Source organism: Luteimonas sp. GW821-FHT14E02, assembly GCF_058803905.1.
Genome location: NZ_JBXAPK010000013.1, coordinates 34,042 through 48,807, shown reverse-complemented (window position 1 = coordinate 48,807; position 14,766 = coordinate 34,042). Strand labels below are relative to the sequence as shown.

Sequence of the window (14,766 nt, the reverse complement as noted above, 5' to 3'; positions counted from 1 at the left end):
CAGGCATGTCGACAAACAGCGGCATTGCGATCGACCGCGATCAGGGTTCGGCCCGCGTGGCACGCCCGCGCCCTTCGACGCGCCACCTCGCGCGAATAGGGCCCGGCCGGGCGGTTCAGCCCTTGCCCCGGGCCGAATGTGCGAAAGCACATCCCGATTGTATCAATAGGCAAAACCTATTGATAGTATATCTACTATCAATTTCACATATCGATAGGCGCCGCCTAAGCTACTTCAACGCCGCGGCCAGACCCGCTGCCTCTCCCTCCCCCTTCACCCACCTGTAAAGGAACCTCGATGTCCCTGATCAATACCGAAGTGCAGCCGTTCAAGGCCACCGCCTACCACAACGGCGAGTTCGTCGAAGTCACCGATGCCTCGCTGAAGGGCAAGTGGTCCGTGTTCGTGTTCTACCCGGCCGACTTCACCTTCGTCTGCCCGACCGAGCTGGAAGACCTCGCCGACCATTACGACGAGTTCAAGAAGCTCGACGTCGAGGTCTACGGCGTTTCCACCGACACCCATTTCGCCCACAAGGCTTGGCATGACACCTCCGACGCGATCGGCAAGGTGAAGTATCCGCTGGTCGGCGATCCCACCGCCAAGCTGGCGCGCGCCTTCGACGTGCTGATCGAGGAAGAAGGCCTGGCCCTGCGCGGCACCTTCATCATCAACCCGGAAGGCGTGATCAAGACCGCCGAAATCCACGACAACGGCATCGGCCGCGACGCCAGCGAGCTGCTGCGCAAGATCAAGGCCGCGCAGTACGTCGCCTCGCATCCGGGTGAAGTCTGCCCGGCCAAGTGGAAGCAGGGCGAGAAGACCCTGAAGCCGTCGCTGGATCTGGTCGGCAAGATCTAAACCTGCAACACCGTGGCCGGAGCACGCTCCGGCCACGGACTCGCACCCAGCCCCTCAGGTGCGAGTGAAGAGGCGCGAAGGCGGGCCGGTGCCGTCCCCTCCCCCGCATCCCGCTCGTTCTTCGCCCCTCTTCACTCTCTCCTATCGCTTCGCGGCATCATCCCCCAGCCAGTCGAAGCCAACGCAAGATGGAATTCACGCCCATGCTCGACGCCGATCTCAAAACCCAGCTCAAGGCCTACCTCGAAAAGATCACGCAGCCGGTGGAACTGGTGGCCGCGCTCGATGAGAGCGAGAAATCGCACGAGATGCAGGCGCTGCTCGACGATCTGGTGGTGCTGTCGGACAAGATCACCCTGGTCGAGCATCGCGGCGGCGACGTGCGCATTCCGTCGTTCTCGATCTCGCGTCCCGGTGAGGATCTCGGCATCCGCTTCGCCGGCATTCCGCTCGGCCACGAGTTCACCTCGCTGGTGCTGGCGCTGCTGCACGTCGGCGGACATCCGTCGAAGGCGAGCGCTGAAGTCATCGAGCAGATTCGTCATCTCGAAGGCGAGCACGTCTTCGAAACCTATATCTCGCTGTCCTGCCAGAACTGTCCGGACGTGGTGCAGGCGCTCAATCTGATGTCGGTGCTCAACCCGAACATCCGCCACGTCACCATCGATGGCGCGCTGTTCCAGGATGAGGTCGATGCGCGCGAGGTGATGTCGGTGCCGACCGTCTACCGCAACGGTGAACCGTTCGGCCAGGGCCGCATGGGCGTGGAGGAAATCATCGCCAAGCTCGACACCGGCGCGGCCAGGCGCGAAGCGGCGAAGATCGACGCGCGCGATCCCTTCGACGTGCTGATCGTCGGCGGCGGCCCGGCCGGTGCCGCGGCTGCGGTGTACGCCGCGCGCAAGGGCATTCGCACCGGCATCGCCGCGGAGCGTTTCGGCGGCCAGGTGCTCGACACGCTCGGGATCGAGAACTTCATCTCCGTGCCGGAGACCGAAGGTCCGCGGATGGCGGCACAGTTGGAGCAGCACGTGCGCCAGTACGACGTCGACATCATGAATCTGCAACGCGCGGAAGCGCTCGTGCCCGGCCCGGACTACACGACGGTGAAGCTCGCCAACGGCGCGTCACTGAAAGGCAAGACCGTGATCCTGTCCACCGGCGCGCGCTGGCGGCAGATGAACGTCCCCGGCGAGGAGCAGTATCGCAACAAGGGCGTAGCCTACTGTCCGCATTGCGACGGCCCGCTGTTCAAGGGCAAGCGCGTGGCGGTGATCGGCGGCGGCAATTCCGGTGTGGAAGCGGCGATCGATCTCGCCGGCATCGTCCACCATGTCACCCTGATCGAATTCGACGCCCAGCTGCGCGCCGACGAGGTGCTGCAGCGCAAGCTCAAGAGCCTCGGCAACGTCACCGTGATCACGTCGGGACAGACCACCGAGGTGCTCGGCGATGGCCAGCGCGTCAACGGCCTGATCTACAAGGACCGCGTCGGCGGCGATTCCCATCGTCTGGAACTGGAAGGCGTGTTCGTGCAGATCGGCCTGCTGCCCAACACCGAATGGCTGAAAGGCACGGTGGCGCTGTCGACGCGCGGCGAGATCGAAGTGGACACCCACGGCCGCACCTCGGTGCCCGGTGTGTTCGCGGCGGGCGATGCCACCACCACGCCGTACAAGCAGATCGTGATCGCGATGGGCGAAGGCTCCAAGGCGGCGCTGAGCGCGTTCGATCACCTGATTCGCACCACCGCGCCCGCGGAAACGGAAGCGGCGGCCGCCTGAACGTAACACGCACCGGAGGGATGCGGTTATGAATCTGCGCGATCTCAAATATCTCGTCGCCCTTGCCGATCACAAGCATTTCGGCAAGGCGGCGGCGGCGAGCTTCGTCAGCCAGCCAACGCTGTCGACGCAGATCCGGAAGCTGGAAGAAGAACTCGGTGTGGCGCTGGTCGAACGCGCGCCACGCAAGGTGATGCTGACGCCGGCCGGACGCGACGTCGCCGAACGCGCGCGGCGCATCGTCGCCGACGTCGAACAGATGCGCGAGGCGGCGCGGCGCAGCCAGGACCCGGAAGCGGGCACGGTGCGCCTGGGCATCTTCCCCACGTTGGGCCCCTATCTGCTGCCGCATGTGGTGCCGCTGATCCGCGCACGCTTCCCGCAGCTTGAATTGCTGCTGGTCGAAGAAAAGAGCGACGTGCTGCTGACGCGGCTGCGCGAAGGCCGCCTCGATGCCGCGCTGCTGGCACTGCCGCTGCACGACGATCAGCTGCACACCGAATTCCTCTTCGAAGAACCGTTCCTGCTCGCGGTGCCGGAATCACATCCGCTGGCGCGACAGGATTCACTGCTGCTGAAGGAACTGGCCAACCAGCGTCTTTTGTTACTCGAAGACGGCCATTGCCTGCGCGAGCAGGCGCTGGATGTCTGCCATCTGTCCGGCGCCACCGAGAAGAGCGAATTCCGTGCCACCAGCCTGGAAACGCTGCGGCAAATGGTCGCCGCCAATGTCGGCGTTACGCTGCTGCCGACGCTGGCGGTGAAACCGCCGGTAGCCCGATCGGAAAGCATCCATCTGCTCGGTTTCCGCGATTCCCATCCCAGCCGCGAGATCGCGATGATCTGGCGCAAGAGTTCGGCGATGGATGCGTTCCTGCGGCGACTGGCTGAAGTCTTTCGCGAGTTGCCGAAGGACTTGCTCGAAGAGCCGATGAAAGCGCAGCCAGGACGCGCGGCTTAAAGCGCCGTCATTCCGCGAAGCGGGATGGGCGAATCCTCATCCTTCGTTCGTCATTCCGGCGAAAGCCGGGTTTTTAATAGCCGGATGGCTGGTCATCCCGCTTTATCGGGTTTCAAGCGCAAGGGCTGGATCCCGGCTTTCGCCGGGATGACGAGCAAAAAGCGACAAGCAGCTCAAGCTTCCAAGCCGATCTGACAACTCACGCCCGTACCGCCCAATCCGCAGTAACCATGCGGATTCTTCGACAGATATTGCTGATGGTCGTCCTCGGCGTAATAGAACGTCGGCGCGGGGAATACGATCTCCGTCGTGATCTCGCCATAGCCGGCTTCACGCAGTCTGCGCTGATAGGCCTCACGACTGGCGACGGCCGCGTCGTACTGCGCCTGCGTGTCGCAATAGATCGCGGAACGATACTGGGTGCCGGCGTCATTGCCCTGGCGCATGCCCTGGGTGGGATCGTGGTTTTCCCAGAACACCTTGAGCAGGTCATCGAAGGACACCTTCGCTTCGTCGTACACCACCAGCACCACTTCGGCGTGGCCGGTTTCGCCGCTGCACACTTCGCGGTACGTGGCGTTCGGGGTATAGCCACCGGCATAGCCGACGGCCGTGGTGTCCACGCCCGGGATCGACCAGAACTTGCGCTCGGCGCCCCAGAAACAACCCATGCCGAACTGCACACGTTGCAGGCCAGCGAAATCGCCACGTAGCGGGCGGCCATGAATGTGGTGGGCGTTGTGCAGCGGCATTTCACTGCTGCGTCCCGGCAGCGCCTTGTCGGGTTGCGGCATGCGCTGTTTGTAGGCACCAATTCCGAACATGGTCAGCTCCGCGATGGGGGACGAACACAATCTGCGGCTGCGAACGCAGGATTCAAGATGTCGCGCCCCGGTTGTGCGGGTGCATCAGGACGATCCGAGCCGCTCTTGTAACCTAGCCGCGTCAGGGTATGCGGGGGGCGTGCCCGGGCCGCAACGCTGCCATCCAGCCCTGGAGTCCGCCATGCCCACCGATCCGTTGTTCCGCCCGCTCCCCCGCCTCGCCGCCGGCCTGCTCGTGCTCGGCGCGCTGCTGGCCCCCGCCGTCCATGCCGCGGACGAATTCGGCACCGATTGGGATGATCCGCGCACCGCCGATCCCACCGTCGCGCGCCCGGATACGACATCCTGCTCGGTGCAGATCGTCGACCACGGCTTCGACAATTTCGATCCCTATCTCAGCAACATCGCGCCGCCGCCCGGTTGCCCAGGCCCCTGGAACAAGATCGTGCTGGAGATGGACGGCGCGGTGAAGGGCGTGCAGTACGACCGGATCTCGCACCTGGAGATCGGTGGCATCACCGTGTTCCGCACCAGCACGCCCGAGCCCTCGCGCGAGGGCATCCAGTGGCATGTGGAGAAGGACATCACCGCCTACGCGCCGCTGCTGGAAACACCGCAGCCCACGGCGATGTATCTCGGCAACGTCGTCAACGATACCTACACCGGCGTGATCTACGTGAAGGCGCGCGTGGTGTTCTACCAGGCCGACCGCAAGCATCCGGCCGCGCAGACGGCCGACGCGGTGCAGCCGCTGTCGGCGCCGCGCCGCGATGGCGCGGATCTGATCGGCGATTACGTGCTGCCGGTCGACGCCGAACGCTGGCAGGCCGAGGTCTACGCCACCGGCTCGGGCGGTGGTTGCGAGGAGTTCTGGTACTTCATCGCGCCGGCGAGCACCGGCTATTCCTGCCCGGGTCCGGGGCCGTATCGTGAGGTGCAGGTGCTGATCGACGGCCGCGTCGCCGGCATCGCCATGCCCTATCCGCATATCTACACCGGCGGCTGGTCGAATCCGTTCCTGTGGTACGTGATTCCCGCGCCGCGCGCCTTCAACATCGAGCCGATCCGCTACGAACTCACGCCCTTCATCGGACTGGTCAACGACGGCAAGCCGCACGAGATCCGCTTCCGCATCGCCGGGCTCGATCCCGGCGCCAGCGGCTGGGAGATGCAGCCCAACCTGCAGGTCTGGCGCGATCCGCACGGCCGGCGCACACAGGGCGGCCTGCTGACCTACAAGCTCGGCGACATGCAGAACGCACCGGTGTTCAGCACCCTGCCCGACGGCCGCTCGCAGGTGGCCACGCGCGGCGGGCATCGGCTCGAAGTAACCGGATGGCTGCGCGGCACGCGCGGCTACCGGCTCGTCAGCGTCAAGCGCACCGTCGGCAACACCAACACGCACACCTGGGACGAAGGCGAATACCACGACGGCGTGGTCGGCGACTGGAACGACACGTCGGTGGTCACCACCACCTCGCCGGGACGGTTGCCGGAAGTCTCGACAAACGCGCAGTCCTTCGGCTTCGACGGCATGATCAGCTTCGAACCCGTCGCGGGCCAGAGCTACTACCGCATCACCACCCGGCTGAAGATCCACGACAAGGCCAACGCCCTGGCCCTCGGCGGCGCGTCCGCGCTGCCGCGCTGGCTGATCAAGGACAACAATTTCGACGGCGAGGCGGGCTGGAACTACGGCGTGCCGCGCGACCAGCGCCATGCCGTCGGGCATTCCACCCAGCGTCACCGCCACAGCAGCAATGCGCTGCCCTGCTACGACCGCACGATCTCGCAGCAGAACGGTTTCGTGAGCACCGACAGCAACGGCTGTCGCTGAGGGACCCTCGCCCGCTCCCACACACGGGAGCGCGGCCAGGCCCTACGTCGGCTGCTCGGGCAACCGCGAGCGCCCCTTCAAGCTGGCCAGGAAGATCCCGGCCAGCGTGAAAGCCAGTCCCAGCCATTCGCGCGACGTGGTGGCGCGATCGAACAGCCCCACATCGAGCAGGAAGGCGACGATCGGCTGCAACAGCAGCATCAGACCGATCACCGCCACGCGCAGGTGCGACATCGCCTTGGAGATCAGCACCCAGCTCAGGCAGTGCCCGATGCCCGCCAGCGCGAGCAGCACCAGCAACGACTTCAGCGACGGAATCGCGAACGATGTTCCCTCCGCCACACCGGCCATGCCAAGCGCCGCCGCCCCGATCAGTGACACGATCCCCAGCACCTGCGCCACCGGCGCCGGGCGCGACGGATCGACATGCGCCTCCTGCTGCGTGCGCTTCAGCCCGAGATTGAAGATGGCGTAGGACAGGCCGGTCGCCAGCCCCATCCACACGCCCCAACGGTACGCGGGCGGCAGCGTCGCCCAACTGCCGCCCAGCATCAGCCACAGGCCGAAGAACGACAGCAGGATGCCCATCAGGAAGCGCGGCCCCAGGCGCTCCCCGAACAGCAGCACGCCGGCCAATGCCATGAAAAACACCTGCGCGTTCGCCAGCAGCGTCGACAACCCCGGCCCGATCAGCAGGATGCTGCGGTGCCAGAGCCACAGATCGCAGGCGAAAATCGCGCCCGGCAGCAGCGCCCACAGCCAGACACGGCGCGGCAGCGACTGCCATTGCCGCGTGGCGCGTGCGTAGAGCAGCACCAGCACGCCGCCGAACAGCAGGCGCCAGAAGGCGGACACGGTGGGCGGCGTTTCCGCGATCCGGACCATCAGTCCGTTGGTGCCGATGATGATCGCGCCGATCGCCATCCACACCAGCGCTCGGGATTCGGTCTTGTGGGGGGCTTGCATGGGGGAACTTAGGTGGCCGCGAACGGCGGCAAGCGCGCACGCTAACACGAGCGGGCGTTTCCTGGCCGGATGACGCGCGCGGGCACGCGCCGCCTCGGCTAAACTGGTGGTTTCCCCACAGCGTCCCTGCCGCGATGAGCCATCCGTCCCGCCCCGCCACCGTCGATCCCGCCGCCGTCCTTGCGACGACGGTGCAAGACGCGACGCCTGCGAAGCAGGACTTCATTCGTCAGATCGTTCGCGACGACCTGGCCAGCGGCAAGCACCACGCCATCCGCACGCGATTCCCGCCCGAACCCAACGGCTACCTGCACATCGGCCACGCCAAGGCGATCTGCCTGGACTTCGGCATCGCCGAGGAATTCGGCGGCATGTGCAACCTGCGCTTCGACGACACCAATCCGGCCAAGGAAGACCCCGAATTCGTGCAGGCGATCCAGGACGACCTGCATTGGCTCGGCTTCGACTGGGCCAACCTGCGCCACGCCTCCGATTACTTCGAGGTGTACTACCTCGCCGCGGAAAAACTGATCCGCCAGGGCGACGCCTTCGTCTGCGACCTCAGCGCCGAACAAGTGCGCGAATACCGCGGCACGCTCACCGAGCCCGGCCGCAACTCGCCCTACCGCGATCGTTCAGTGGAAGAGAACCTTGATCTGTTCCGCCGCATGCGCGCGGGCGAGTTCGCCGACGGCGCACGCACGCTGCGCGCCAAGATCGACATGGCCAGCGGCAACATCAACCTGCGCGATCCGGCGCTGTACCGCATCAAGAAGGTCACGCACCAGAACACCGGCGACGCCTGGCCGATCTATCCGATGTACGACTTCGCGCACGCGCTCGGCGATGCCGTCGAAGGCATCACCCACTCGCTGTGCACGCTGGAGTTCGAGGACCATCGTCCGCTCTACGACTGGTGCGTGGACAAGGTCGACTTCGTCGGCTCGCCGGAACTGTTGCAGCCGCTGCTCGCAAGCGGCCTGCCGAACGAAGCCGCCAAGCCGCGCCAGATCGAATTCTCGCGCCTGAACATCAACTACACCGTGATGAGCAAGCGCAAGCTGGTGGCGCTGGTCGGCGAGAAGCTGGTCGACGGCTGGGATGACCCGCGCATGCCCACGTTGCAGGGCCTGCGCCGCCGCGGCTACACGCCAGCCTCGCTGCGTCTTCTGATCGATCGCGTCGGCATCAGCAAGCAGAACTCGGTGATCGATTTCTCGGTGCTGGAAGGCTGCCTGCGCGAGGACCTCGACGCGCACGCGCCGCGCCGCATGGCGGTCATCGATCCGCTCAAGCTCGTGCTGACGAATCTGCCGGAAGACCACGTCGAGACGCTGACGTTCCCCAACCATCCGAAGGACGAGTCGGCGGGCACGCGCGGCGTTCTGTTCTCGCGCGAGTTGTGGATCGAGCGCGAGGACTTCGCCGAAGTACCGCCGCCGGGCTGGAAGCGGCTGGTGCCGGGCGGCGACGTGCGCCTGCGCGGCGCCGGCATCATCCGCTGCGATGAAGTGATCAAGAACGACGCCGGCGATATCGTCGAACTGCGCGGCACGCTCGATCCCGAATCGCGTCCCGGCATGGAGGGCGCCAACCGCAAGGTCAAGGGCACCATCCATTGGCTCAGCGCCGCGCACGCGAAGGCGGCGGAAATCCGTCTCTACGATCGCCTGTTCGCCGCTGTCGATCCGGACGACGAATCCGATGGCAAGACCTATCGCGATCATCTCAATCCCGACTCCAAGCGCAGCGTGCGCGGTTACGTCGAACCCGCCGCCGCGGAAGCCGCGCCGGAGACGTCGTTCCAGTTCGAGCGGCTCGGTTATTTCGTGGCCGATCGGCGTGACCACCATAGCGATGCGCCCGTGTTCAATCGCAGCGTCGGATTGCGCGACACCTGGACGACGAAAGGCTGAGATCGTTAAACATACGGAACGTGTGAAATTCTCACTCGTTCCGCGCGCTCCAAGGCTTTCTCCATACTGATACGTCGATGCAATTCAGTGCCGGCGCGTCAAATCGGGCACGCGTCCGGAGCAAGCTAACGGCACGAAAGGTAAGATTCCCACTCCCGTCAGCGTCCTGCCGACTGGCGGCCGTCCTCGCGGAGTCTCCTCATGAACAGAATCGCGATCCTGCTCTGCCTCGCCCTGTCGGCCTTGCTATCGACGGCTTGCGCGTCGTCCTCGGCCGGCGATCCCGCAGGACAGACCACGCCACCGCCGATGAGCACACCATCGCCACCGGTCCGCAACGCCACGCCGGCGCTGGATATTTCCTGCCGCACCAGCGACGACTGTGCGGTGAAGAACGTCGGCAACTGCTGCGGCGCCATGCCCGCCTGCGTGAACAAGGACAGCCCGACCGATCCGGCCGCCATCAAGGCGCAATGCACGCGCGAAGGCCGCAAGAGTGTATGCGGCTTCCGCGACATCAGCTCATGCCAATGCAATGCGGGCCGCTGCGAGCCGTCGCAGGCATCGCGCGAGAAGACACTCATCCCGTTGGAATCCAAGGAGCCAGTCCAATGATGTTGTACGCACAAGTCCACCTCACGCTTCCGGTCTGGGTGCAGGATGCCGTCGATGCCGGACGCCCCTATCCTTCCGACCACGACAAGGTCGCGCTCGCGGTCGACCTCTCGCGACGCAACATCGAAGCCGGAACCGGTGGCCCTTTCGGCGCGGTGGTCTTCGGTCCCGAAGATCGCATCGTCGCCATCGGCGTCAACGTGGTTCTGCCACAACACACTTCGCTCGCGCACGCCGAGAACATGGCCTACATGCTCGCGCAGCAGCGCCTGCAGCGCGCGCGCCTGAACCTCAATGAGCAGGGCGAACGCGACGGTTTCTACACCTTGGCGACGTCCTCGCAGCCGTGCTGCCAGTGCTACGGCGCGACGGTCTGGGCGGGCATCGATCGCCTGCTGATCGGCGCGCGCGCCGAGGACGTGATGGCACTGACCGAGTTCGACGAAGGCCCGCTTCCGGCCGACTGGATCGGCGAGCTGGGCAAGCGCGGCGTCGAGGTCACGCGCGACGTCGCGCGCGAGGCCGCATGCGATGTATTGCGCGAGTACGGCGCGCGCGGCGGCGCGAAGTATTGATCCGGCATCGCGAGGCGAACGCATCCGGCCGTCTTTCCCATGGAGATGCGACTGACATGGAAGGACTGAGCATTCGATGATCGGATTGCTCTGCTATTGCCGCGCCGGCTTCGAGCCGGAGCTCGCCGCCGAACTCACCGCGCGCGCCGCCGAAGCCGGCTTCCCGGGCTATGCGCGGACCGAACGCAATAGCGGCCATGTCTGCTTCATCTGCGACGATGCCATCGCGTTGTCGCGCGCGCTGCCGTGGCGCGATCTGATTTTCGCGCGGCAGAAACTCGTCCTGATCAGCGAACTGCGCGGGCTCGATCCGCGCGATCGCATCACGCCACTGCTGGAAGCGCTGCCGCCGTCTGCTTCGGAATTCGGCGCCCTGCTCGTCGAACATCCCGACAGTGACGACGCCAAGCCATTGGCCGGACTCGCGCGCGCCTTCGGCAACGCCTTGCGCCCTGCCTTGCGCAAGGCAGGACGACTGACCGCCGCCGATCGTCCTGCATCGCCACGCTTGCACATCTGTTTCACGGCGGGCGATCACGCCTTCCTCGCACAGGCCGACCCCGCCGACAGCGCTCCCTGGCCGCTCGGCATTCCTCGCCTGCGCCTGCATGCCGATGCGCCTTCGCGCTCGGCGTTGAAGCTGGAGGAAGCGCTGCTGACACTGCTCGATATCGAGCCGCGCCGTCAGCGCGGCGAGAGCTCTGAAGGAAATTCAGTATTGCAGTCCGGCATGCGCGCCGCCGATCTCGGCGCCGCTCCCGGCGGTTGGACCTGGGTGCTGACGCGCCACGGTTTGCACGTGAGCGCGATCGACAACGGCCCCTTGCGCCAGCATGTGCTCGACACCGGACTGGTCGATCACCTGCGCGCCGACGGTTTCCACTGGCAACCCTCGACGCCGCTCGACTGGATGGTGTGCGACATGGTGGAGCAGCCGCGCCGCGTCGCCGAACGCATGGCAACTTGGTTCCGCGAAGGCTGGTGCCGACATGCGATCTTCAACCTGAAATTGCCGATGAAGAAACGCTGGGACGAGACGCAGCTGTGTCTCGATCTGTTCGCCACGCAGGCACAACGGCCGTTGCGGATTCGTTCACGCCAGCTGTATCACGACCGCGAAGAAATCACGGTTTTCGCGACTACGCGCCAATAAGGGCACGCTCGATCGCGCGTAGCGCGGATCGCCATCGTGAATTCCTTCTGAGTGTTATCTCCAACGTATTCATAATTTTACGTCCGCTTGATGATTCCGCGCCCAGGATGCGCATGTCCTCTCAAACAAGGGCACGTTATGAACACTCTCAAGCAATGCACGCTCGCGCTCGCACTGTTCGCGACTTGCACCGGCTCGGCCATCGCCTTCGCCCAGGATGCGACCACGCAACAGGATCAGGTGCCGCCCGCTGAACCGCAGACGCAACCGATGCCGCAACAACCGGCGCAAACCACGCAGATGCCACCTCCTGCTGCCACGGCGACAGGGCAGGTCACGGTGAAATCGGTCGAACCCAACTCGATCGTCGGCGACTACAAGATCGATTTCGACGCACTCGACAAGAATCACGATGGCTGCATCAGCCGCGCCGAGGCCAAGTCCAATGCGACGCTCACGGCGGAATTCCGTGCCGTGGACGAAAAGCACAAAGGCTGCCTCGACAAGGAGGCGCTGGCCGGCTGGATCATGTGATGCTGTGCTTTCCTTCTCCCTCCGGGAGAAGGTGGCGCGAAGCGCCGGATAAGGGTGGGAGAATGAATAGCTAAGTATGTTCTTTGGTCAGTGATTTCCCGCCCTCATCCGCCCCTTCGGGGCACCTTCCCCGGAGGGGGAAGGAAAATCAAAGCCTAGCGGCGCGGCGCCACAGCGCCGCCGTCACCGGCGGCAGTTTTCCGGCAAGGCCGAGCAGTTGGCCGCGCAGCAGCGTGCGATGCATGCCGTCGCTGGAGAAGACGCGATTGATGCCATCGAACGTCCACGCGGCGACCGCGTTCTCGCTCTTGCGCGTGCGCGCCCAGCGCGCGAGGCGCGAAGGGGATGACCAGTCGGCGTTGCGCGCGAGCGCAGCGGCCATCGCATCGCGAAGCCCGGCGACATCCCGCAATCCGAGATTGACGCCCTGCCCCGCAAGTGGGTGTACGACGTGCGCGGCATCGCCGATCACCAGCACACGACCCGCCACGTAACGATCCACCAACTGCCGGCGCAGCGGAAACGCGACACGGCGCGACGCCGGACGCACTTGCCCGAGGCGCGCATCGAAGGCACGCGTCAGCGTCTGCGAGAAAGCGGCATCATCGAGCGCCAGCACTTCGGTGGCTTGCGCTTGCGGCAGGGTCCACACGATCGAACTTTGTCCGTCGGCGAACGGCAGGAAAGCGAGCGGCCCGCCTGGCAGGAAGCGCTGCCATGCGGTGTCTTCATGCGGACATTCCGTCTCCACGAATGCCACCACGCCACGCTGCGCGTAATCGTGCGCGGAAACTTCGGCACCGGCGAGATTGCGCAGCACGGAGTCGGCGCCATCGGCGGCGATCGCCAGCCGGGCTTCGAGCCGGCTGCCATCGTCGAAACGCAAGGTGACGCCCGCGTTTCCCGTGCTCTCGCCTCCCGTGTCTTCGCCGTCCTGCTCCAGCCCCTCCACGCGCAGCGGCGCACGCACGTCGACGCCCGCCTGCGGCAGCGCCGCCCAGAGACGATCGACCAGCAGGCCGTGCTCGACGATCCAGCCGAGCTCGCGTCGTCCGAGCGCATCCGCGTCGAAATGCAGTTCACCGCCGCCCGCGGCATCCCACACGCGCATGTGACGATAGGGCTGCACACGCGCGGCACGCACCTGCGGCCACACGCCGAGGGCGTCGAGCAGCGCCGCATTGTCGGGGGCGAATGCATAGACGCGCAGATCCGGTGAGGCGGCGGACCAGGCCGATGGCTCGGCCGCTTCCACCAGCACGACATCGAGCTCCAGTCGCGCCAGCGCCAACGCGCAAGCGGCACCGACCACGCCGCCGCCGACCACGACGGCATCGACGCGCCTGCTTCGGGAACGCTTGCGGTTGGAAGTAGTACTCACCCTCTTCTCCTCAGACAGTTCACGTCATCCATGACGCCACATCGCAGGCTTCGGAAACACCTGCCCGAACATCCCTGACTGGGCTTCGGGGCCGCGGCCACTCACCCTCTACACAGCGCCGGCACGTCGCCGCGATAGCCCATCGCGCCGCCGACCAGCAATGCCTGCGCGGACGGAATGCGATCCGCGGCCAGCATGCCCAGGCTGCGCAGCGGACGCAGCAGCGGCGCGTCGTTGGCAGTGAGTTTCGCCAGGCCATCGGTCATCGCCAGGGTGCGTTCGCGATCTTCACGGCGGCGCCTGGCGTAAGTGTCGAGCAAACCGGCGTTGCCAGGATCACCGCCAAGCGTCTCGATCAGCTCGGCCAGCGTCAGCGCATCACGCAGACCAAGGTTGAAGCCCTGTGCGCCGATCGGGTGCAAGGTCTGCGCGGCATTGCCCACGACGATGGCGCGGCTCGCGGTCGTGCGTTGCGCGACCACGCGCACCGCGTCGTACACGCTGCGCGCGCCCACGGAGAGGAAGCGCCCCGCGCGCCACCCGAAGGCGCGCTGCGCACGCGCGAGGAAGGCTTCGTCGGAAAGGGCACGCACATCCGCGGCATCGCCGCGCGCGACGCCATGCACCAGGCCATAGTGGCGATCGGCACGTGGCAGCAATGCGGTTGGGCCGTCGTCGCCGAGCCGCTCGAAAGCGGTGCCATCCGGCGCGCGCTCGGTGCGCAACCGTGCGACGAACAGCGTCTGCCCGTAGTCGTGTTCCTCCGCCGCGATGCCGAGTGCGTCGCGAACGCCGCTGCGTGTGCCGTCGGCGGCCACCAGCAGTTTTGTGCGCAGGACGTGTTCGCCGGCATCGTCGGCCATGCGGACGATGCGCTCGCCATCCCCATCAATGTCGGTGCCGACGAAGCGGGCGGGGCGGAAACGCGTGAAGCGGACCAGCTCCTGCAATCGCGCTTCGAGCGCTTCGCCGAAATCGCGCGCGACCACGACCTGCCCGAACGCCTCGCGGCCGTAATCGGCGGCCTCCAGCTTCACGCGTCCAAAGTCGCCGCGGCGGCTGGCATGAATGCGCCGGATCGGCGCGCCGGGTATCCGCAGCTTCGCCAGCACGCCCAACGCCGTCAGCGCATTGATGGTGGCGTCGGCGAAACTGAGGTTGCGTTCGTCGAACACCGCCGGCAGCGCGCCGGCCGGGGTGGCCTCGACCATGGCCACGTCCAGGCCGAGGCGGTCCAGGGCGATCGCCAGGCTGGCGCCGACCAGGCCGCCACCCACGATCACCACGTCGTAACTTGCCTTCATCACGACATGATAAAGCCCCGGGCAGGTCCAGTCCGCTAGAATGGCGGCCTGAACC

General features: G+C 65.9%; 13 protein-coding genes. 9 read left to right on the top strand and 4 right to left on the bottom strand.

The genetic code is table 11. The features are described 5' to 3' along the window. Window positions 1-297: 297 nt before the first annotated feature. From ahpC to AC1RNP_RS17700, 3 genes are all read left to right on the top strand, one after another. Window positions 298-861: an alkyl hydroperoxide reductase subunit C gene (gene ahpC, locus AC1RNP_RS17710; protein ID WP_226470353.1), complete on the top strand. Its 564-nt coding sequence runs from the start codon at window positions 298-300 to the stop codon at window positions 859-861. Window positions 862-1,064: 203 nt separating this feature from the next. Continuing rightward, complete coding sequence (ahpF, locus tag AC1RNP_RS17705; RefSeq protein ID WP_493052621.1) at window positions 1,065-2,645, top strand: alkyl hydroperoxide reductase subunit F; 1,581 nt, start codon at window positions 1,065-1,067, stop codon at window positions 2,643-2,645. 28 nt (window positions 2,646-2,673) lie between these two features. Continuing rightward, a complete protein-coding gene (locus AC1RNP_RS17700; RefSeq protein WP_493052620.1) occupies window positions 2,674-3,606 on the top strand; it encodes a LysR substrate-binding domain-containing protein in 933 nt (310 codons plus the stop codon). A 173-nt stretch (window positions 3,607-3,779) separates the two neighbouring features. Here the strand turns inward: AC1RNP_RS17700 and msrA are convergent, their stop codons facing one another. After that, window positions 3,780-4,430, bottom strand: a complete 651-nt coding sequence (gene msrA / locus AC1RNP_RS17695) for a peptide-methionine (S)-S-oxide reductase MsrA (protein ID WP_493052619.1) — start codon at window positions 4,428-4,430, stop codon at window positions 3,780-3,782. Between the two features lie 181 nt (window positions 4,431-4,611). On the opposite strand from msrA, the gene AC1RNP_RS17690 reads away from it, so the two are divergent. Beyond that, window positions 4,612-6,267: a peptide-N4-asparagine amidase gene (locus AC1RNP_RS17690; RefSeq protein WP_493052618.1), complete on the top strand. Its 1,656-nt coding sequence runs from the start codon at window positions 4,612-4,614 to the stop codon at window positions 6,265-6,267. A 42-nt stretch (window positions 6,268-6,309) separates the two neighbouring features. Here AC1RNP_RS17690 and AC1RNP_RS17685 read toward each other — a convergent pair whose 3' ends face one another. Beyond that, window positions 6,310-7,233, bottom strand: a complete 924-nt coding sequence (locus AC1RNP_RS17685) for a DMT family transporter (protein ID WP_493052617.1) — start codon at window positions 7,231-7,233, stop codon at window positions 6,310-6,312. A gap of 134 nt (window positions 7,234-7,367) precedes the next feature. Here AC1RNP_RS17685 and AC1RNP_RS17680 point away from each other — a divergent pair, with 134 nt between their 5' ends. From AC1RNP_RS17680 to AC1RNP_RS17660, 5 genes are all read left to right on the top strand, one after another. Then, window positions 7,368-9,149, top strand: coding sequence for a glutamine--tRNA ligase/YqeY domain fusion protein (locus AC1RNP_RS17680; protein WP_493052616.1), 1,782 nt, complete (start codon window positions 7,368-7,370; stop codon window positions 9,147-9,149). A gap of 201 nt (window positions 9,150-9,350) precedes the next feature. Beyond that, window positions 9,351-9,764, top strand: coding sequence for a hypothetical protein (locus AC1RNP_RS17675; RefSeq protein ID WP_493052615.1), 414 nt, complete (start codon window positions 9,351-9,353; stop codon window positions 9,762-9,764). Next, window positions 9,764-10,339, top strand: coding sequence for a nucleoside deaminase (locus AC1RNP_RS17670; RefSeq protein WP_493052666.1), 576 nt, complete (start codon window positions 9,764-9,766; stop codon window positions 10,337-10,339). The genes AC1RNP_RS17675 and AC1RNP_RS17670 overlap by 1 nt, the downstream gene beginning before the upstream one ends. A 76-nt stretch (window positions 10,340-10,415) precedes the next feature. Continuing rightward, window positions 10,416-11,492 (top strand): 23S rRNA (cytidine(2498)-2'-O)-methyltransferase RlmM, encoded by a 1,077-nt coding sequence (gene rlmM, locus AC1RNP_RS17665; RefSeq protein ID WP_493052614.1) that lies wholly within the window; start codon window positions 10,416-10,418, stop codon window positions 11,490-11,492. A 138-nt stretch (window positions 11,493-11,630) separates the two neighbouring features. Continuing rightward, the gene (locus tag AC1RNP_RS17660; RefSeq protein ID WP_493052613.1) at window positions 11,631-12,026 is read left to right on the top strand and encodes an EF-hand domain-containing protein; all 396 of its coding nucleotides are present in this window, start codon (window positions 11,631-11,633) and stop codon (window positions 12,024-12,026) included. 148 nt (window positions 12,027-12,174) lie between these two features. On the opposite strand, the gene AC1RNP_RS17655 is transcribed toward AC1RNP_RS17660, so the two are convergent. Together AC1RNP_RS17655 and ubiH are read right to left on the bottom strand one after the other, a co-directional pair. After that, window positions 12,175-13,407, bottom strand: a complete 1,233-nt coding sequence (locus AC1RNP_RS17655; protein ID WP_493052612.1) for a UbiH/UbiF family hydroxylase — start codon at window positions 13,405-13,407, stop codon at window positions 12,175-12,177. Window positions 13,408-13,508: 101 nt separating this feature from the next. Next, on the bottom strand, window positions 13,509-14,711 hold the full coding sequence (ubiH, locus tag AC1RNP_RS17650; protein WP_493052611.1) for a 2-octaprenyl-6-methoxyphenyl hydroxylase: 1,203 nt from the start codon (window positions 14,709-14,711) through the stop codon (window positions 13,509-13,511). Window positions 14,712-14,766: the final 55 nt, after the last annotated feature.